At 68.3% G+C, this 18,330-nt stretch carries 15 protein-coding genes; 12 read left to right on the top strand and 3 right to left on the bottom strand.

Going from position 1 to position 18,330, the window contains the following annotated elements; genetic code table 11:
• The first annotated feature begins 10 nt into the window (after positions 1-10).
• Positions 11-820 (top strand): alpha/beta hydrolase, encoded by an 810-nt coding sequence (locus ACFO0J_RS01815; RefSeq protein ID WP_376811351.1) that lies wholly within the window; start codon positions 11-13, stop codon positions 818-820.
• Here ACFO0J_RS01815 and ACFO0J_RS01810 read toward each other — a convergent pair.
• Both ACFO0J_RS01810 and ACFO0J_RS01805 read right to left on the bottom strand, forming a co-directional pair.
• Positions 817-1,392: a DUF937 domain-containing protein gene (locus tag ACFO0J_RS01810; protein WP_376811350.1), complete on the bottom strand. Its 576-nt coding sequence runs from the start codon at positions 1,390-1,392 to the stop codon at positions 817-819. The two genes, ACFO0J_RS01815 and ACFO0J_RS01810, sit on opposite strands and share 4 nt — an antisense overlap.
• Before the next feature lie 7 nt (positions 1,393-1,399).
• Positions 1,400-1,780: a DUF3597 domain-containing protein gene (locus ACFO0J_RS01805; protein ID WP_376811349.1), complete on the bottom strand. Its 381-nt coding sequence runs from the start codon at positions 1,778-1,780 to the stop codon at positions 1,400-1,402.
• Between the two features lie 205 nt (positions 1,781-1,985).
• On the opposite strand from ACFO0J_RS01805, the gene ACFO0J_RS01800 reads away from it, so the two are divergent.
• From ACFO0J_RS01800 to ACFO0J_RS01760, 9 genes are all read left to right on the top strand, one after another.
• Entirely contained in the window at positions 1,986-2,495 is a 510-nt protein-coding gene (locus ACFO0J_RS01800; RefSeq protein ID WP_376811348.1) for an RNA polymerase sigma factor, read from the top strand.
• The gene (locus ACFO0J_RS01795; protein ID WP_376811347.1) at positions 2,495-3,361 is read left to right on the top strand and encodes a FecR family protein; all 867 of its coding nucleotides are present in this window, start codon (positions 2,495-2,497) and stop codon (positions 3,359-3,361) included. The genes ACFO0J_RS01800 and ACFO0J_RS01795 overlap by 1 nt, the downstream gene beginning before the upstream one ends.
• 107 nt (positions 3,362-3,468) lie before the next feature.
• A complete protein-coding gene (locus ACFO0J_RS01790; RefSeq protein WP_376811346.1) occupies positions 3,469-5,919 on the top strand; it encodes a TonB-dependent siderophore receptor in 2,451 nt (816 codons plus the stop codon).
• Positions 5,920-5,960: 41 nt separating this feature from the next.
• Positions 5,961-7,109, top strand: a complete 1,149-nt coding sequence (locus tag ACFO0J_RS01785) for a YncE family protein (RefSeq protein ID WP_376811345.1) — start codon at positions 5,961-5,963, stop codon at positions 7,107-7,109.
• A complete protein-coding gene (locus ACFO0J_RS01780) occupies positions 7,106-8,335 on the top strand; it encodes an efflux RND transporter periplasmic adaptor subunit (RefSeq protein WP_376811344.1) in 1,230 nt (409 codons plus the stop codon). The genes ACFO0J_RS01785 and ACFO0J_RS01780 overlap by 4 nt, the downstream gene beginning before the upstream one ends.
• Entirely contained in the window at positions 8,332-10,347 is a 2,016-nt protein-coding gene (locus tag ACFO0J_RS01775) for an ABC transporter permease (protein WP_376811343.1), read from the top strand. The genes ACFO0J_RS01780 and ACFO0J_RS01775 overlap by 4 nt, the downstream gene beginning before the upstream one ends.
• Before the next feature lie 117 nt (positions 10,348-10,464).
• Positions 10,465-12,753, top strand: a complete 2,289-nt coding sequence (locus ACFO0J_RS01770; protein WP_376811342.1) for a TonB-dependent siderophore receptor — start codon at positions 10,465-10,467, stop codon at positions 12,751-12,753.
• A gap of 248 nt (positions 12,754-13,001) precedes the next feature.
• Positions 13,002-13,259 carry an addiction module antitoxin gene (locus ACFO0J_RS01765; protein ID WP_376811341.1) on the top strand — a complete coding sequence of 86 codons (258 nt, stop codon included), beginning with the start codon at positions 13,002-13,004 and terminating at the stop codon, positions 13,257-13,259.
• On the top strand, positions 13,246-13,572 hold the full coding sequence (locus ACFO0J_RS01760; RefSeq protein WP_376811340.1) for a type II toxin-antitoxin system PemK/MazF family toxin: 327 nt from the start codon (positions 13,246-13,248) through the stop codon (positions 13,570-13,572). Before ACFO0J_RS01765 ends, ACFO0J_RS01760 begins: the two co-directional genes overlap by 14 nt.
• A gap of 6 nt (positions 13,573-13,578) precedes the next feature.
• Here ACFO0J_RS01760 and ACFO0J_RS01755 read toward each other — a convergent pair whose 3' ends face one another.
• Positions 13,579-14,319 (bottom strand): hypothetical protein, encoded by a 741-nt coding sequence (locus ACFO0J_RS01755; RefSeq protein ID WP_376811339.1) that lies wholly within the window; start codon positions 14,317-14,319, stop codon positions 13,579-13,581.
• A gap of 249 nt (positions 14,320-14,568) precedes the next feature.
• Between ACFO0J_RS01755 and ACFO0J_RS01750 the strand changes: the two genes are divergently transcribed.
• A complete protein-coding gene (locus tag ACFO0J_RS01750) occupies positions 14,569-16,992 on the top strand; it encodes a 3-hydroxyacyl-CoA dehydrogenase/enoyl-CoA hydratase family protein (protein ID WP_376811338.1) in 2,424 nt (807 codons plus the stop codon).
• A gap of 61 nt (positions 16,993-17,053) precedes the next feature.
• Complete coding sequence (locus ACFO0J_RS01745; protein ID WP_376811337.1) at positions 17,054-18,250, top strand: acetyl-CoA C-acyltransferase; 1,197 nt, start codon at positions 17,054-17,056, stop codon at positions 18,248-18,250.
• Positions 18,251-18,330: the final 80 nt, after the last annotated feature.

Here is an 18,330-nt window from a genome sequence, read left to right as displayed (position 1 = left end):
ATAGTGGAACATGACTTCGCTTGCCTTTGACCTGCCTCAGAAAGATGGCCGCGCCTGTGCCGTGCGCGTCGCCGTGCCCCCCGGCCTGATGCCGGCGGACGGCTGGCCCGTGGCCTACGTGCTGGATCTCAAGCAGTTCGAGGCTATGTGCGCCGATCCCCTGGGCCTGCCCGGCCTGCTGGTGGGCCTGGGACCGGCCGTGCCCGAGGATCGCCGCTGGGACTATGTGCCGGCGGCATGGGGGGCAAGCGGGCGCGTGGCGAACGGGACCGATGATGCGGCGCCCGGCCTGCGATCGGGCGCCGCCCGCTGGCTGCGCATCCTGGATCGCGTGCGCGCACGGGTCGCCGGCGACTGGCGCCTGGACCCGCGCCGCCAGGTCCTGTGCGGCCATTCCCTGGGTGCGCTGTTCGCCCTGTACGTCTTGACCCATCGTCCGCGCGCCTTCGAGGGTTACGTCCTGTCCAGCCCTTCGGTCTGGTGGGGCGATCGCTACGCCGCCCGCCTGCTGCGCCGTCGCCGCGCGTGGCTGTGCGCCCGGGGCCTGCCGGCCCTGGGCATGCGCCTGAGCGTGGGGGAATACGAACAGGGCCTGGCGCCGGAAGAACGCGGCGCCGGGCTGACCGATGACGAACGCGCCCGCCGCCTGGGCATGCGCCAGGCGCGCGCCATGGTGGACGGGATGCGGGAACTGGCCGGCGTGCTGGCAGCATGTCCGGGCCTGCGCCTGGAGAGCGTCGTGCTGCCCGGCCGCACCCACCGTACTGCGCCGCTGGATGCCTTGATGCCGGGCTGGCGCTGGTTGCTGGCAGGCGCTTAGCGCTGCCCCGCCTTGCCCGCCATGCGCAGGATGTCGTCCAGCACATTGCCGTCGCCGTTGGCATCGAGCAGGCTGGTCAGGCCGCCGAGCAGGCCGCCCGAGGGCTGCTGACTGCCCTGGCCCTGGCCGCCGAGCCCGCCCAACAGGCCGCCCAGCAAACCGCCCATCGGCGAGGACGGGGCTGAGGCAGCGCTGCCGCCGCCCTGGCGGGACATGAAGCTTGCCACCAGCGTGGCCAGCAGGGGCAGCATCTGCTTCAGCAGGGCGGGGTCCAGTCCGCTGCTCGAAGACGCGTGCTGAGCCACGGTGCGGCTGACGTCCTTCGAGCCGAAGATCTGCCCCAGCACATCGTTGCCCTGGGCCGCATCGGCGCTGCCCGTCAGGCCCAGGCCGCCCAGTTGGGCCAGCATGCCGTCGAGGCCGTTCGCGCCCTGCGCCTGTTTCTGGAAACCGCCCATCACGGCCGGCAGCAGCGCCTGGGCGCCGCTGGCCGCCTGAGTTTCGGTGATGCCCAACTGGCGGGCGATGGATTCCAGGCCGCCCGCCTGGGCGAGGATGTCCGTGATCTGCATGATGGGCTCAGTCCAGCAGGTCGGCCGGCACGTTGCCGCCGTTCTCCGCCAGGCGGGCCAGCACGGCCTTGTGCAGCCACATGTTCATCTGCGCCGAGTCGCCCATCTTGTCGGCCGGGCAGCCCAGTTCGGTGGCCAGTTCCTTGCGCGCGCCCAGGCTGCTGTCCATGTCCAGCAGCTTCATCAGGTCGACGATGGAGGTCTTCCAGTTCAGTTTCTGGGCATTGGCGGCGGCCTTCTGTTCCAGTTGGCCGACCACGTCCACGACGGAAATCGCCTGGCCGGCCGGCGCGCCGGCGGGGGCGGCCGCAGCGGCCGCTTCAGGCGCCGGAGCGGCCTTTGCGCCGCCGAAACCCAGTTTTTCGAGAATGGTGTTGAACAGTCCCATGGCAATCTCCTTGAAGTCTCGATGAATGAAATCGTCAGACGATTTGACCATTTTTTTGTAACTGCAGGGTGGTTGTTGACATTGTTTGATGCGATCGCCCAGGCTGGCGCCGTCTGATGCTATATTCAATGATTAATATTAATTCTCATTTGCATTCTCTGATGTGCGGCGTATCATCGCCGGCCGTCCGGGGAGCCGGCGCCTCATGGAACCCATCGAGCCGAGGACGGGCGGCCTGGTTGCCAGCCTGACCTATCACTACGACGATCTGGTCGGATATGTCGGCCGCCGTTTTGGCGACCCCGAGTTTGCGCGCGATGTGGTGCACGAGGTCTGCGCCGACCTGCTGGGCCGGCCCGAGCCCGCCGGCGTGCGCGAGCCGCTGGCTTTCCTGCGCCGCGTGCTGCGCAACCGCGCGATCGACAGGCGTCGGGGAGATGCCGTGCGCGCCCGTCTGGCCGAGGCGCTGGCGGGCCGCATGATCGAGGCCGTCCATGAGGACGCCGCCACCCGCTTGCGCGGGATGCAGGCCACGGAGGCGCTGGCTGCCGTGATCCTCGCCCTGCCCGATCGGGCGCGCCAGATCTTCATCCTGCACCGCCTGTACGACATGCCGCAGGGGGCGATCGCCGGCGAATTGGGGCTGTCCCTCAACGCCGTCGCCAAGCATTACGCGATGGCGCTGCGGCGCATCCGCGAGCGGTGGGCGCCCTGATGCGTGACCCGCGGGATTTCCGGCCCGCCGAACGCGCGCCCCGGGCGGATACCGCGTCCGCCGATCCTTTCATGCCGTTCGAGGACGCGCTGCGGGCCCGGCTGCCCTCGCGCGAGGAAGTCCTGCGCGAGGCCAAGGCGCAGTCGGTCCAGCGGCGGCTGCGGCGGTATCAGGGTGTCGCGGCAGTCTGCGTGGCGCTGTGCGCGGGCTTGTGGGCCTGGAATCCGGTGCTGCGGGAGCGCACTGTGGTCGTGGCGGCGGGGGCGCCCCGCGCCTGGACGGCGCGCGACGGCACAGTGGTCGCACTCGACAGCCGTTCGTCCCTGACGATGCAGATGCGGCTGCGGTCCCGCGACCTGCGCCTGAACGCCGGCCAGGTCGTGCTGAACGTGGCTGCGGACTGGCGGCCGCTGAACGTGCGCGTAGGCGACACGGTCATCCGCGACATCGGCACGGTCTTTCGCGTGCGGCGCGGGGACGGCGGCGCGCAGGTGGCCGTGCTGGAGGGGCGGGTGCAGGTCTCGAATCCGGCGGGCCAGGCGGAACTGGGCGCCGGGCAGGCGCTGGATCTCGAAACGCTGCGTCCGTTGCCCGCCAGTGTCGCCGGGCTGGAGCGTGAGACTGCCTGGCGCGAAGGCCGGCTGCGGTTCGACGGCGCTCCTTTGTCCGGAGTGCTGGCGCAACTGAGCCATTACCGCACCGCCCCCGTCCGCTGGGCGGGCCGGCCAGTCGCCGGACCCGAACCGCGTCTGTCGGGCGAATACCGCATCCGGGACATCGAGTCGCTCATCGACAGCCTGCCCGTCATCCTGCCCTTGCGGATCGAACGCCGTCCGGATGGCGTCGTTCTGGTTTCATTCCGCTAGATCGTAAAAATATGTAACTCGATGTCCATATCGGACTGCGCTGGATCGTCATCACCTCTGATTTGATCAATTCTCAATCTCATTATTGACACAGGGAGGTGAAGACGATGGTGAATTCCAGGAGATCCCGGCGCGGTGCGGCGGTGGCGTTGTCTGTGGCCTTGGCGGCGGGCGGCCTGGCCTGCGGCCAGGCGGCTGTCCGGGCCCAGACAGCCGTGATCGCGCTGGATCTGCCCGCCCAGCCGCTGGACCAGGCCCTCAATACGCTGGCTGCGCGCACCGGGCTGCAGGTGATCTTCCCGACCGCGCTGGCCGAAGGACGCCGGGCGCCGGCCCTGCGGGGGAGCTATTCCGCGCCGCAGGCCCTGGACCGGCTGCTGGAGGGCTCCGGGCTGGAAGCCCGGATGACCGCACCGAACCGCTACACGATCGTGCGCCGGGGCGAGGATGCGGGCGGCGACGCGCGGATGCTGCAGCCGGTCGTCGTGCGCGGCGCCGCGCTGGATCCGACCACGGAAGGCACCGGATCCTACGCCGCGCAGGCCAGCAACACCTCGACGCGCCTGAACCTGTCGGTGCGCGAGACCCCGCAATCCGTCAGCGTCATCACGCGCCAGCGCATGGACGATCAGGGTTTGACGCAATTGGCCGATGTGGTGGACAACACGCCGGGCCTGGTGATGAATATCGCGGGCAACCGGGGCTCGGACACCAGCCCGATCTACGCGCGCGGCTTCCAGGTAGAGAACTACCAGGTCGACGGGGTCAATCAGGTCTACAGCGGCTACAAAAGCATCTTCCAGACCGCCGACATGGCGCCCTACGACCGGGTCGAGGTGATCCGGGGCGCCAACGGCCTGATGAGCGGCGTGGGCGCGCCCGGTGCGACGATCAACCTGATCCGCAAGCGCCCGACGCGAGAATTCCAGGCGCGCGCCAGCGTCGAGACCGGATCCTGGGACCTGTATCGGACCGAGGCGGACCTGTCCTCGCCCTTGAACGAAGCGGGGACCGTGCGCGGCCGCCTGGTCGCGGCCTGGCAGAAGAACGGTTCGTATCTGGAGCGCCTGCAGGAGCGCAGCAAGACTCTGTACGGCATCGTCGAGGCCGACCTGGGGCCGGACACCCTGGCCACCCTGGGGTTTCTGTTCCAGAACCAGGACGCCACCGGCCATTCGCGCAGCGGCCTGCCGATGTTCTATGCGGACGGCGGGCGCACGGACTGGGCCCGGTCCAAGTCTTCCGCCGCTGACTGGGCCTATTCGCGGCGCCACAACCAGACTTGGTTTGCCTCGCTGGAGCACCGTTTCGATAACGACTGGAAGATCAAGGGCACGTTGGAGCACAGCGTCTATCGCTACGACGAAGTGCTGGGTTACGCGGGCGGCGGGAATCCTGATCGTGCCACCGGCGCGGGTGTGAATCTGTGGGCGGGGCGCTGGGCGGGCAAGCCGGTGCAGAACTCCCTGGACGTGTATGCCACGGGCCCCTTCGCCCTGCTGGGGCGGGAGCATGAGCTGGTGGTCGGCGCCACGGTGTCCCGCACCCGCGATGAGACCTCGCCTTACGGTCTCTGGTTCAGGACCCTCCCGGGCTGGTCGGCGGACATCGACAATATCCACACCTGGAATGGCCGGACGCCGGGCGCGCCCGACAATCCAGCCACCGGCGACACCGTCAACCGCGAGAACCTGACCAGTGCCTATGCCACGGCGCGCTTCAAGCCCACCGACCGCCTGTCGCTGATCATCGGCGGGCGCGTCACCAGTTGGGAAAACATCAAGGACACGCACTACTACAACGGCAAGGAAGACCATGTGGATCGCCACGAGTCCGACAAGCTCACCCCTTACGCCGGCATCGTCTATGACCTGAGCGACGAATGGTCCGTCTACGCCAGCTATACGGACATCTTCAAGCCGCAGAACAACCAGGATGCCAGCGGCAATTACCTGGATCCCCTGCTGGGCCGCAGCTACGAGGTCGGCGCCAAGGGTGAGCTGCTGGACGGCGGGCTGAACGTGTCGGCGGCCCTGTTCCGCGTGCAGCAGGACAACTTCGCCGTTGCGATCCCCGATGTCAAAGCGCCGGACGGCAGCCAGGCCTATGAGTCCGTCTCCGGCACCACGACCCGGGGCATCGACCTGGAAGCGTCCGGTGAAGTGCTGCCGAACTGGCAAGTGTCCGCCAGTTTCACCCGATCCCTGGCGCAGGACCGCGATCACGTCACCTTGAATACCTATGTGCCGCAGAACACCGTCAAGCTGTTCACCAGCTACCGCTGGCCCGGCATCGGCCATGGCCTGACGGTGGGCGGCGGCGTGCGCTGGCAGAGCCGTGCGTACACCAAGCTCAAGGATCCCCAGAAACAGGACCGCATCATCGAGCAGGACGCCTACGCCGTGGTGGACCTGATGGCGCGCTACCAGATCGGCCGCAATGTCTCGGCCCGCCTGAACGTCTACAACGTGTTCGACACGGATTACCACCCCGATTCGGGCTCGACCTACTACGGCGCGCCGCGCTCGTTCCGGCTTGGCCTGGACATGCGCTTCTAAGGTCCCGGACCGCTCACTTCCCTCTGAAAGGAATTCACCTCATGCAGACTCGATTCTCCTCTCTTCCGTCGGCCGGCCGCGCGCCGGTCCGCCTGGGCCTGCTCGTTCTGTGCGCCGCGCTGGCCGCATGCGCCGCACCGGATGGACAGCCCAGCAAGGCCGGCCCGGACGCGCAAGCCCAGGCCCCGGCGCGGCAGGCGGTCCTGCGCCGCGATCTCGCCCCAGGGCTTTATGAACTGGTGGTGGCCGACGGCGACGTGTTCGTGGCGTCCTCGGGCCAGAGCTTCAAGGCCGACGAGGGCGGCGCGATCTACCGGCTGGACCCGGACACCCTGGCCACCAAGGCCGTCATCCAGACCGACCGCAAGCCCTACGGCCTGGCCTATGATGCGCGCACGGACACGCTGTACGCCGGCAACACCCTGAACGGCATCGTGCAGGCCATCGACCTGAAGGCCGGCAAGGCCGCGAACTACCGGCTCGGGCAGGCCAAAGCCAAGGGCGGCGTCGAACACGTCCGCCAGATCGTGCTGGACGAGGCGGGCGGCCGCATGTTCGTCACCAATCCCGACACGGCGGGCAAAGTCTGGATCGTGGACCTGAAGCGCGGCGTCATCCTGCACACCTTGTCCGGCCTGCGCAAATGGCCCGCCGGCGCGGCCTATGACGCGGCCTCGAACCGCCTGTACGTCGGCCAGGGCGGCGACTACGGCGTGACCGTCATCGACCCGGACAGCGGCAAGATCCTGCGCCGCGATGCCGTGGACGGCGCCGAGCCTTTTCTGGTGAATGTCGCATTGGACGATCAGGGCGCGCGCCTGTTCGCCGCCGACGCCAACAGCGGCCGCCTGGTCGTTTTCGACACCGCGACCGGCCGTGTCCTGGCGACTACCCCCGTGGGTGAAAGCGCCCTGGACGTCCTCTACAACCCGGTCCGCGACGAGATCTACCTGAGCAACCGGGGCGCCTCGCGCGCCCACCCCCTGGGCACGGGCGCGATCACGGTGATCGACGGCACGACCTATGCCGTGAAGGTCCGCCACGACCTGCCGGCGCACCCGAACAGCCTGGCCCTGTCGGCCGACGGCCAGGTCCTGTACGCCACGATCAAGGGACCGCACGACGACAAGCATCCCGCCTATCGGGCCGACGGCCTGGAAAGCGTCGTGCGCATCGACCTGCGCGGATGATGCGCGGTTCGGCGGCTTCCGGCGGCGCCCGCCGCTGGCGCGTGCGCGCCGGCTGGATCCTGCTGGCCCTGGCGGCGGCCGCCACGGCGGTCTGGGCCGGGCGTCCGGCGCCGTCCGCGTACGAGGTGGCGCGGGTCGAGCGCGGCCAGGTGCGCGCCACCGTCCATGCGCTGGGCACCCTGCGGCCCCGGCACTACGTGGACGTGGGCGCGCAGGTGTCCGGGCAGATCCAGAAGATCCACGTCCAGCCGGGCGACACGGTCAGCCCCGGCGATCTGCTGGTGGAGATCGACGCGTCCGTGCAGCAGGCGACCGTGGACGCGGGCCGCGCCTCGCTGGATGCCCTGCGCGCCCAGTGGGACGAGGCCCGCGCCGCCGCGACGCTGGCGCGGGCGGACTCTGGTCGCCACCAGCGCCTGTTGCAAGCCGGCGCCACGCCCGCCCAGCAGGCCGATGCCGCGCGGGCCGGCCTGCTGGCCGCCGAGGCGGTCGTGCGGCGCATCGAGGCCGACATCCGCCGCACCCGGGCTTCGCTGAAGGGCGACGAGGCGCGGCTGGGCTACAGCCGGATCTACGCGCCGATCGCCGGCACCATCGTGTCGCTGGAGGCGCGGCCCGGCCAGACCCTGAACGCGACCTACCAGACGCCCAACCTGCTGCGCATCGCGGACCTGTCGGCCATGACCGTGTGGACGCAGGTGTCTGAGGCCGACATCCCGCGCCTGCGCGTAGGCATGGAGGCCGTCTTCACGACCCTGGCCCAGGACGGCCGGCAGTGGCGCGGCACGGTCCGGCAGGTGCTGCCCATGCCGCAGCCCGAGCCGGCCGACGCCGCGGGCGGCGCCGCGCCGCAGCCCGCCGTCGGCGCCAAGGCCGTGTTCTACACCGTGCTGTTCGACGTGCCCAATCCGGACCGCGCCCTGCTGCCCCGGATGAGCGCGCAGGTGGCCTTCGTCACGCGCCAGGTCGAAGACGCCGTGCTGGCGCCCCTGGCGGCGCTGCGCCCGGCGGGGGACGGGGCGGGCGCCGGTCTGGACCGGGACGCCGACGCCGTCCGGACCTACCGGGTCCGGGTCCTGGAAAAGGGCCGCGCGGTCCAGCGGATCATCCGGATCGGCGCGCGCGACCGCCGCGCGGCCGAGGTGCTGGAGGGCCTGTCCGAGGGCGAACTCCTGATCCTGGGCGATCGCGCGCCGGACGGCGGCATGCCCCGCTTCGTGCTGTGAGCGCCCTGATCCGACTCGAGGGCGTCGGCCGGTCCTACGGCGGCGCCGGCGGCGCGCCGGCCGCCCGGGCGCTGAGCGATGTATCACTGTCCATCCGCGAAGGCGAATACGTCGCCATCGTCGGCGCGTCCGGCTCCGGGAAATCCACGCTGATGCACATCCTGGGCTGTCTGGATCGGCCCGACAGCGGCGCCTATCATTTCGAGGGCCGCGACGTCGCGGCCCTGCCGGCCGACGAGCGGGCGCGGCTGCGCCGGGAGGCTTTCGGCTTCGTGTTCCAGGGCTACCACCTGATCCCGACCGACAGCGCGCTGGAAAACGCCGCGCTGCCGGCGCTTTACGCGGGAGAAGACCGCGAGGCCCGCGAGCGGCGGGCCGCCGCGCTGCTGGAGCGCCTGGGCATGGGCGGGCGGCTGGCGCACCGTCCGGCCCAGCTATCCGGCGGCCAGCAGCAGCGCGTGTCGATCGCGCGCGCCCTGGCCAACGGCGGCCGCGTCATCCTGGCCGACGAACCGACGGGCGCCCTGGATACGCAGAGCGGCGCCGAGGTCATGGCCTTGTTCGATGAACTGTCCGCCCAGGGCCATACGATCATCCTCATCACGCACGATCCGCAGGTGGCCGCCCGCGCCCGGCGCGTCATCGAGATCCGCGACGGGCGCGTGGTCGGTGACCGGCCTGGTGAGGGAGGCGATGCGCCGTCCGACGCGCCGGAGCCTGAAGGCGGCGCGGGCGCGCCAGGGGCGCCGGCCCGCGATGGCCGCGCGGCCGGGCAGGGCGGCCGTCGCCGGAGCGGCCGCAGCGGCGCGGACCACGCGCCCGCTGCTTCCGCCCTGGCCGAGTCCTGGCGCGCCGCCTGGCGGGCCATGGCGCTCAATCGCGTGCGCACCGCCCTGACCCTGCTGGGCATCGTGGCCGGCGTCGCCTCGGTCATCGTCATGCTGGCCATCGGCCGCGGCGCCAAAGAGCAGGTCGTGCGCCAGATGGGCGCCCTGGGCGCCGCCATCCTGTACGTCAGCGGCGGCGTCGCGCCCGAGGGCGGCGTGGCCGGCGTCGTCACCCTGGACGATCTCGCGGCGGTCGCCGAGCTGCCCGAAATCGCGCACGTCATGCCGGTGATCGGCAATCCGGTCATGCTGCGCCACGGCGCGTATTCGCGGCCTTCCTACGTCGTCGCCAGCACGGCCGATCTGCCGGCCATCCACCGCTGGCCCGTCGCCCTGGGGCGATTCCACATCGCCGCCGAAAACCGCGAACTGGCACCGGTCGTGGTCCTGGGCAGCCGACTGCGGCAGCGGCTGCTGCCCGACGTGGCCGATCCCATCGGCCAGCTCGTGCTGGTCGACGCCACGCCGTTCGAGGTGATCGGCGTCATGAGCGCCAAGGGCGCCGAATCGGGCTCGGAAAATTACGACGATCAGGCCTTCATTCCGTTCGACACGGGCCGCGCGCGCGTCTTCACCGCCATCGGCGAACCCGAATACGCCGTCATCGAGGCGCGTTCGCCGCAGGACGCCGTCGCGGCCGAGGCGGCCATGCGGGACCTGCTGCGCGCGCGCCACGGCCGCGAGAGTTTCAGCATCGGCAATGCGGCGGCCAAGCTGCAGGCCGCCGCCGAATCGCGCAACGCCATGACCTTGATGCTGGGCCTGATCGCCGCCGTGTCCCTGCTGGTCGGCGGGATCGGCGTCATGAACGTCATGCTGATGACGGTGCGCGAACGCACGCGGGAGATCGGCATCCGCATGGCGGTCGGCGCGCGCCAGCGCGATATCCGCCGCCAGTTCCTGACCGAGGCCGCCCTGGTGTCCGTGTGCGGCGGCGCCGCCGGCGTGGCGCTGGGGCTTGGCATCGGGACGGCGCTGCTGGCGGCGGGCGCCGAACTGGTGTTTTCGCTGACCGCCATCCTGGGCGCTTTCGGCTGCGCCGTCGCCACGGGCCTGGCTTCCGGCCTGATGCCGGCGCGTGCGGCGGCCCGGCTCGATCCGGTGGCGGCGCTGTCGGGCGGGTAGGGCGGCCGGTGTTTGCGGAGGATCAAAGTGAGGAAATGCTGAAATTGTAAACAGGAATGATTATCGTTTATATTATTGACTTATTTTTAAACCTCGCAGCAATCGAAGGAATCCCCCATGTCCGTCTCCAAGCTCCAGGGCTGCGCCCTGCCGCCGCTCGGCCTGCTCATTGCCTTGGGCCTGGCCACCGCCCCGGCGGGTGCGCAATCATCTGATGGTGTCGCCCAGCTCGACCGGGTCGTCGTCAAAGCCGAACAGGAACTGAAACAGACTCCGGGCGCGTCCACCATCACGGCCGAGGACATCCAGAAATCGCCGCCCGCCACCGATGTGTCGGAGATCATCCGCACCATGCCGGGCGTGAACCTGACCGGCAATTCCTCCAGCGGCCAGCGCGGCAACAACCGCCAGATCGACATCCGCGGCATGGGTCCGGAAAACACCCTGATCCTGATCGACGGCAAGCCCGTGTCTTCGCGTGGATCGGTGCGCTTCGGCTGGCGCGGCGAACGCGACACGCGCGGCGACACCAACTGGGTGCCGCCCGAACAGATCGAGCGCATCGAAGTCCTGCGCGGCCCCGCCGCCGCGCGCTACGGCAACGGCGCGGCCGGCGGCGTGGTGAACATCATCACCAAGCCGGTCGCGGACACGCTGACCGGCTCCGTGACCGTCTATGGCAATCTGCCCGAGCACGGCGACGAAGGCTCGACCAGCCGCACGACCTTCAGCCTGGCCGGCCCGATCTCCGATACCCTGGGTTTCCGCCTGAACGGCAGCGCGGCGAATTTCCAGGGGGATGCGTATGACATCAATCAGGATCATGCGTCGTTGCGCGGCGGCGGCAACAAGGGCACGTTCCCGGCCGGCCGTGAAGGTTTCAAAAACCGGGACATGAATGGCGTGTTGAGCTGGAAGCCGACCGCTGGGCATCAGTTCGATTTCGAGGCCAGCTACGGGCGCCAGGGCAACATCTACGTCGGCGACACGCAGAACACGAACACCAATCCGATGGTCAAGCGTGAACTGGGCGGAGAAACCAACCGCGTCTATCGACAGGCCTATTCCATCACGCACAATGGCGACTGGAATGCCGACACCCATACCCTCAGTTACCTGCAATACGAGCAGACGCGCAACACGCGCTTGTTGGAAGGCCTGGCCGGAGGGACTGAGGGCGCGTTCAACGACCCGACCAATGCGGCGGTCAAGGATGGCGGCTACGGGGACATCAATCTGCGCACGCTGACGGCCCATACCGAGTTGAGCCGGCGCCTGGACTGGGGCGGCATCGACCAGATGGGGACGTTCGGCCTGGAATGGGTGCGCCAGGATCTGGAGGATTATTCTTCCGATCTGGCCTCGCGCAATATCCCGAGCGCCAAGATGCCCAAGGTGCCGTTCGCCTACAACCCCAAGGCGCATGCCAATATCTATTCCGTGTTCGCCGAGGACAATCTGTACATCGGCGATCATTGGACCGTGACGCCGGGCCTGCGCTTTGATCACCATAGCCTTCAGGGCAATAACTGGAGCCCGTCGCTGAACCTGTCCTATATGGTCAACGAGCAATGGACGGTCAAGGCCGGCATCGCGCGGGCCTACAAGGCGCCCAATCTGTATCAGAGCAATGCCGGCTATCTGCTGTATAGCGCGGGCAACGGCTGCTGGGGCAATCCGCCGGGCGGCACGGAGGGCTGCTTCCTGCTGGGGAATTCGGACCTGAAGGCGGAAACCAGCATCAACAAGGAATTGGGGATCGAATTCCGCAGCCCGGACGGCCTGGGCGCCAGCCTGACCTATTTCCACAATGACTATCGCGACAAGATCGAGGCGGGACGCACCCCCATCGATTCCTTCGTCGGCAGCACCAAGTTCAAGCAGAATGTCTTCCAATGGGAAAACATCCCCCGCGCCGTCGTGCAAGGGATCGAGGGCAACCTGACCTGGCCCTTCGCCCAGGACTGGCTGTGGTCCACCAACTTCACCTACATGATCGAGTCGAAGAACAAGGACACGGGCGAGCACCTGTCCACCATTCCCGAATACACGGTCAACAGCACCCTGGACTGGTCCGTGACGCCGGCCTGGTCGCTGCGCGCCAAGGCCACCGTCTACGGCGAGCAGGAAGGTCCGAAGTACGACTACTACGGCCAGCCGCTGACGGGCAGCGCCACCGACAAGATCCCGCCCTACGCGGTCTTCGGCCTGAGCACGCAGTACAAGGTCAACAAGCACTTCCGTGTGACGGCGGGCGTGGACAATCTGTTCGATAAGCGTATCTTCCGCCGGGGCAATGCGATCGGCGTCAACATGGACAACGCCAACTACATCTACGGCGCCGGCGCCTACACCTACAACCAGCCCGGCCGCACCTTCTTCATGGAAGTGACCAGCTCGTTCTGACCCACCTTCTGCTGCGACAAATCCGTCCCATGCCCTCTTTTTCGAGCGCATGGGATTTTTGCTATGGGGAGAGCGCCATATTCAGCAGCAGAACTACGGTCTTGATGGGTCAAAAGCGCCTATCTGGCAATGAATGGCGTGTGATGGGGCCGTATAGTGCACTTTTAAAGGCTATTTCGTGGACTCGATCATGCGACCTATGATACGTTATGCGCATAACGTATTTGAGGTGCGTCGTGCATAAGAGAATGACCATCACGTTGGACGAAGAAGTCTACGAAGGCCTGTACCGGACAGTGGGGAGGCGCCATATGAGTCAATTTATCGAAGACCTGCTCAGGCCGCATGTCCTGGGCGATTCTCTGGACCGTGGTTATCAGGCCATGGCAGCGGACGAAGCACGCGAACATGAGGCTCAAGCATGGTGCAACGGCCTGGCAGGCGATCTGGCGGACGACCCCTCTCCTTCGCCGATGATCAAGAAGGACACCCATGCGGCGCGGTGAGGCCTGGTGGGTTGAGTTCGATCCCGCAGTGGGCAGCGAGGTGCGCAAGACTCGGCCTGCCGTGATCGTCAGCAATAATGCGGCTAACCGGCATTTGACACGAGTCGTCGTCGTGCCGTTGACCAGCCAGGTGGCGCGCCAGTATCCAGGTGAAGCCTTGGTGACGGTCAATGGGCAGGCCAGTAAGGCCATGGTGGACCAGATCATGGCGGCAGACAAATCACGGCTCAAGGATCAAGTCGGCAGCTTGAGCAAAGCGGACATGCTGGCACTTGAAGATGCGATCAAGGTGCATCTGGCCTTGCCACGTTGAGCTGCCCTAACTCTCCTTTCTCGGCCTTCCCCGCGGCGCCGGGCTGACCCGCCGGGACGCCAGGCGTCCCAGGTGGGTCAGGAAGATCTTTTCCCCCAGCGCCCATTGTCCCGACAATGCCGCCTCGATCGGCAGGCTTTGTGATTCACCCGGACCGGCGGCCAGGCGATTGCGCCAGGCCGCCTGGCGGGCGAAGGGGGTATCGCCTTCGCGCCAGTAGTCGGGGTGATCCGTCAGGATCGGGCGGGCGCCCCCGCTGCTCAACCCCGCATGCTCCGCCGCCGATGACCAGGGCCACTGCGTCGCCGCGCCGACCTGGCCGGTCGAGACGGGCAGGGATTCCAGCCAGATCATGGCCGGCAGCACCCAGCGTCCCGGTTCCAGCAGGGCGTTGCGGTAGCGGCCTGCGTACACGCGGGCGCGTACCAGGCCTGAACCCATGCGCCGCCCCAGCGCCTGCATCAGGCGCGACAGCGCGGTTTCATCGCCCGGCGTGGCCAGCAGCGTGATCCGGTCCGGCAGGACGACCCAGGCGTGCAAGGCCACGGTGCCGGCGATTGCGGCCGATCCTGCATTGCCTGCATTCGGCGTGGCCGCCGCGCGTCCGGTTTCCTCGGCCAGCCAGCCGCCGATCCGGTCCAGGGCTGCTGCCGGGGCAGGGGCGTCGGCCGGCGCCAGAGGGCGCGCGAAGCGTGCCTGGACCAGTTGGGGGACGCGCGGGGCATAGAGACGGGGCAATCGGGCCATGATGTGGGAAATACTGGAGCAGCGACAGAGGCATCTGCAGGAACATCCATAGGAATACCTGGAGGGATTCCTACGGCAGGATCTTCAAATTCAAACGATTGTTTGAATTTTCATCGTAAATCAGCGACAATCAAAAAATCGGCCTGGGAAGACCCTGGACGCGCCCCCGAAGCCTGCAGCCGCCGGGAACCCGTTCAGCCGCCTCCAAACCCTTGGCCAACCCATTAAAACCAGCGAGGACACAATATCATGCAAACCAGCCAGTCCGCCCCCCTGTTCATCCGCCGTGTGGCGGTGTGCGGCGCCGGGGTCATGGGCGCGCAGATCGCCGCCCACTGCGTCAACGCCGGCGTGCCGGTCGTGCTGTTCGATCTGGCCAAGGACGACGGCCAGGGCGGCAAGGACGGCATCGTCCAGCGCGCCATCGCGCAACTGAAGAAGCTCAACCCCGCGCCCCTGGGCGTCAATGCCCTGGCCGACCTGATCACGCCGGCCAACTACGACGAAGACCTGGCGCTGCTGGCCGATTGCGACGTCGTCATCGAAGCCATCGCCGAGCGCCTGGACTGGAAGCGCGACCTGTATCACAAGCTGGCGCCGGCCCTGAACCCGCACGCCATCGTCGCCAGCAACACCTCGGGCCTGTCCATTACGTCCCTGTCCGAGGCGCTGCCCGAGACCCTGCGCCACCGCTTCTGCGGCGTGCACTTCTTCAACCCGCCGCGCTACATGCCGCTGGTCGAACTGATCCCCACCGCCGCCACCGAGCCGGCGCTGCTGGACCATCTGGAAACCTTCCTGGTGTCGCAGCTGGGCAAGGGCGTCGTGCGCGCCAAGGACACGCCGAACTTCATCGGCAACCGCATCGGCGTGTTCGGCATCCTGTCGGTCTTCCATCACACCCAGGCCTTCGGCCTGCCCTATGAACTGGTGGACGACCTGACCGGCACCCGCCTGGGCCGCGCCAAGTCCGGCACCTACCGCACCGCCGACGTGGTCGGCCTGGACACGCTGGCGCACGTCATCGACACGATGAAGAACCAGTTGCCCGACGATCCCTTCCGCGCGCATTTCAGCGTGCCGCCCGTGCTGGCCGCCCTGATCGAAAAGGGCGCCCTGGGCCAGAAGGCCAAGGCCGGTTTCTTCAAGAAGGAAGGCAAGGCCATCCTGCGCCTGGACCCTCAGGCCGGCGCCTACGTCCCCTCCGGCGAGAAGGCCGACGACGAGGTCAAGGACATCCTGAAGGAACGCGATCCCGCCAAGCGCCTGCAGGCGCTGCATGATTCCACGCATCCCCAGGCGCAATTCGTCTGGGCCGTGCTGCGCGACACCTTCCATTACAGCGCCGTGCACCTGGGCGACATCGCCGACAGCGCGCGTGAACTGGATCAGGCCATGAAGTGGGGCTTCGGCCACAGCTTCGGCCCCTTCGAGATCTGGCAGGCCGCCGGCTGGCGCCGGATCGCCGAATGGATCAACGAAGACATCGCCGCCGGCAAGACCCTGTCGGACGCGCCGCTGCCCGCCTGGGTCACCGGCGGTCCCGTCTGGGACACGCAGGCCGTGCACACGCCGGCAGGCTCCTACAGCCCGGCGACGAACGCCTACGTGCCGCGCAGCGCGCTGCCGGTCTACCAGCGCCAGATCGGCGCCCCGCGCCTGGTCGGCGAAGGCCCGGCCCTGACGCCCAACGTGGTGCATGAGGACGACGCCGTGCTGTGCTGGACGCTGCCCGCGCCGCATCCCCAGGACGTGCTGCTGGTGTCGTTCAAGACCAAGATGCACACCCTCAGCCCGGACGTGGTGCGCGGCGTGATCCACGCCGTGGATCTGGCCGAGCAGGGCTACAAGGCCCTGGTCGTCGCCCAACTGGACGATCCGTTCTCCGCCGGCGCCGACCTGAAAGCCATGCTGCCCGCCTTCATGTCCGGCGGCATCAAGGCCGTCGAGCCGATCCAGAAGGAAATGCAGGACATGGTCATGCGCCTGCGCTACGCCCAGGTGCCCGTGGTCGCGGCCGTGGCCGGCCTGGCGCTGGGCGGCGGCTGCGAGCTGTCCGTGCATTGCGCCCGCCGCGTCGCCCACCTGGAAAGCTACATCGGTCTGGTGGAAGTCGGCATCGGCCTGGTGCCGGGCGCCGGCGGCATCACCTTCAGCGCCCGCCGCGCCGCCGAGATCCAGGCCCAGTCCGCGCCGGACGCCCCGCTGCTGGCCTACGTCAAGGATTTCGTCCTGGCCGTCGCCACCGCGCGTGTGTCCAAGTCCGCCCTGGAAGCCCGCCAGATCGGCTTCCTGCGCGATTCCGACCCCATCGTCATGAACCGCTACGAACTGCTGTACGTGGCCGTGCGTGAAGCCGCCAACCTGGCTGAACAGGGCTACCGCGCGCCGCTGGCGGCGCGCTTCCCCGTGGCCGGCCGCGACGCCATCGCCACGCTGAAAGCGCAATTGGTGAACATGCGCGTGGGCGGCTTCATCTCGGACTACGACTTCCACATCGCCGAACAGGTCGCCACGGCCATCTGCGGCGGCGACGTCGATCCGGGCAGCCTGGTTGACGAGGCCTGGATGCTGCAGCTGGAGCGCAAGGCCTTCCTGGGCCTGCTCGCCAACCCCAAGACACAAGAGCGCATTGCCGGCCTGCTGCAAACCGGCAAGCCCGTGCGGAACTGACGCGTCGCAGACGAAGCCCGGGCCGCCGGCCGGCCCGGAACCCCGAACAAGGAGACTTTCAATGACTGCCCTTCAACAAGCCTATATCGTCGCTGCGACGCGCACGCCCATCGGCAAAGCCCCGCGCGGCATGTATTCCCATACCCGTCCCGACGAACTGCTGGCCAAGGCCATCCAGGGCGTGCTGGCCCAGGCGCCCGGTCTGGACCCCGCCGCGATCGAGGACGCCATCGTCGGCTGCGCCATCCCCGAAGGCCCGCAGGGCCTGAACGTCGCGCGCGTCGGCGCGCTGCTGGCCGGCCTGCCGCAATCCGTCGGCGGCGTCACCGTCAACCGCTTCTGCGCGTCCGGCCTGACCGCCATCGCCATGGCGGCCGACCGCATCCGCGTGGGCGAGGCCGACGTGATGCTGGCCTGCGGCACCGAATCCATGAGCCTGGTGCCCACCATGGGGATCAACACCTCCTTCAGCCCGGACGTCTACCTGAAGGACGAGAACATCGGCATCGCCTACGGCATGGGTTCCACCGCCGAGCAGGTCGCCCAGCGCTGGAGCATTTCCCGCGAGGACCAGGACGCTTTCGCGCTGCGCTCGCACCAGCGCGCCCTGGCCGCGCAGCAGTCCGGCGAATTCAGCGATGAAATGCTGCCGGTGGAGATCGTGCGCCGCGTCCCCGACCTGAAGACCGGCGAAGTCCGCGAGACCCGCCACACCGTCAGCCTGGACGAAGGCCCGCGCGCCGACACCAGCCTGGAAGCCCTGGCCCGCCTGCGTCCCGTGTTCGCCGCCAAGGGCAGCGTCACCGCCGGCAACAGCTCGCAGACCTCCGACGGCGCCGGCGCGCTGCTGGTTGTGTCCGAGCGCGCCCTGAAAGCACACAATCTGACGCCGCTGGCGCGCTTCGTGTCCTTCGCCGTGCGCGGCGTGCCGCCCGACATCATGGGCATCGGTCCCAAGGAAGCCATCCCGCTCGCCCTGAAGAAGGCCGGCCTGACGCAGGACCAACTGGGCTGGATCGAACTGAACGAAGCCTTCGCCGCCCAGTCCCTGGCCGTCATCCGCGACCTGGGCCTGAACGAGGACGTGGTCAACCCCATGGGCGGCGCCATCGCCCTGGGCCACCCCCTGGGCGCCACCGGCGCGATCCGCGCCGCCACTACCATCCACGCCCTGCGCCGCCGCAATCTGCAGTACGGCATGGTGACCATGTGCGTGGGCACGGGCATGGGCGCGGCGGGGATTTTCGAGCGCTGCTGATCTTTGAGATGTTGTAGAACACCGGCGGCCCCTTCGGGGGCCGTCTGGCGTTTGAGCATGACATAATGACCGGCGACCCC

Source organism: Castellaniella hirudinis (assembly GCF_042651965.1).
Classification (GTDB): domain Bacteria; phylum Pseudomonadota; class Gammaproteobacteria; order Burkholderiales; family Burkholderiaceae_B; genus Castellaniella; species Castellaniella hirudinis.
Note: the sequence above shows the minus strand (reverse complement) of the source record. Positions and strands in the feature narration are given on the sequence as shown.

Bases quoted from the DNA above. Each gene is read 5' to 3' on its own strand.
- ACFO0J_RS01805 (WP_376811349.1), bottom strand. From the start codon at position 1,780: ATGGGACTGTTCAACACCATTCTCGAAAAACTGGGTTTCGGCGGCGCA.
- ACFO0J_RS01795 (WP_376811347.1), top strand. From the start codon at position 2,495: ATGCGTGACCCGCGGGATTTCCGGCCCGCCGAACGCGCGCCCCGGGCG.
- ACFO0J_RS01785 (WP_376811345.1), top strand. From the start codon at position 5,961: ATGCAGACTCGATTCTCCTCTCTTCCGTCGGCCGGCCGCGCGCCGGTC.
- ACFO0J_RS01760 (WP_376811340.1), top strand. From the start codon at position 13,246: ATGCGGCGCGGTGAGGCCTGGTGGGTTGAGTTCGATCCCGCAGTGGGC.
- ACFO0J_RS01765 (WP_376811341.1), top strand. From the start codon at position 13,002: ATGACCATCACGTTGGACGAAGAAGTCTACGAAGGCCTGTACCGGACA.
- ACFO0J_RS01800 (WP_376811348.1), top strand. From the start codon at position 1,986: ATGGAACCCATCGAGCCGAGGACGGGCGGCCTGGTTGCCAGCCTGACC.
- ACFO0J_RS01780 (WP_376811344.1), top strand. From the start codon at position 7,106: ATGATGCGCGGTTCGGCGGCTTCCGGCGGCGCCCGCCGCTGGCGCGTG.
- ACFO0J_RS01750 (WP_376811338.1), top strand. From the start codon at position 14,569: ATGCAAACCAGCCAGTCCGCCCCCCTGTTCATCCGCCGTGTGGCGGTG.
- ACFO0J_RS01755 (WP_376811339.1), bottom strand. From the start codon at position 14,319: ATGGCCCGATTGCCCCGTCTCTATGCCCCGCGCGTCCCCCAACTGGTC.
- ACFO0J_RS01770 (WP_376811342.1), top strand. From the start codon at position 10,465: ATGTCCGTCTCCAAGCTCCAGGGCTGCGCCCTGCCGCCGCTCGGCCTG.
- ACFO0J_RS01810 (WP_376811350.1), bottom strand. From the start codon at position 1,392: ATGCAGATCACGGACATCCTCGCCCAGGCGGGCGGCCTGGAATCCATC.
- ACFO0J_RS01745 (WP_376811337.1), top strand. From the start codon at position 17,054: ATGACTGCCCTTCAACAAGCCTATATCGTCGCTGCGACGCGCACGCCC.
- ACFO0J_RS01790 (WP_376811346.1), top strand. From the start codon at position 3,469: ATGGTGAATTCCAGGAGATCCCGGCGCGGTGCGGCGGTGGCGTTGTCT.
- ACFO0J_RS01815 (WP_376811351.1), top strand. From the start codon at position 11: ATGACTTCGCTTGCCTTTGACCTGCCTCAGAAAGATGGCCGCGCCTGT.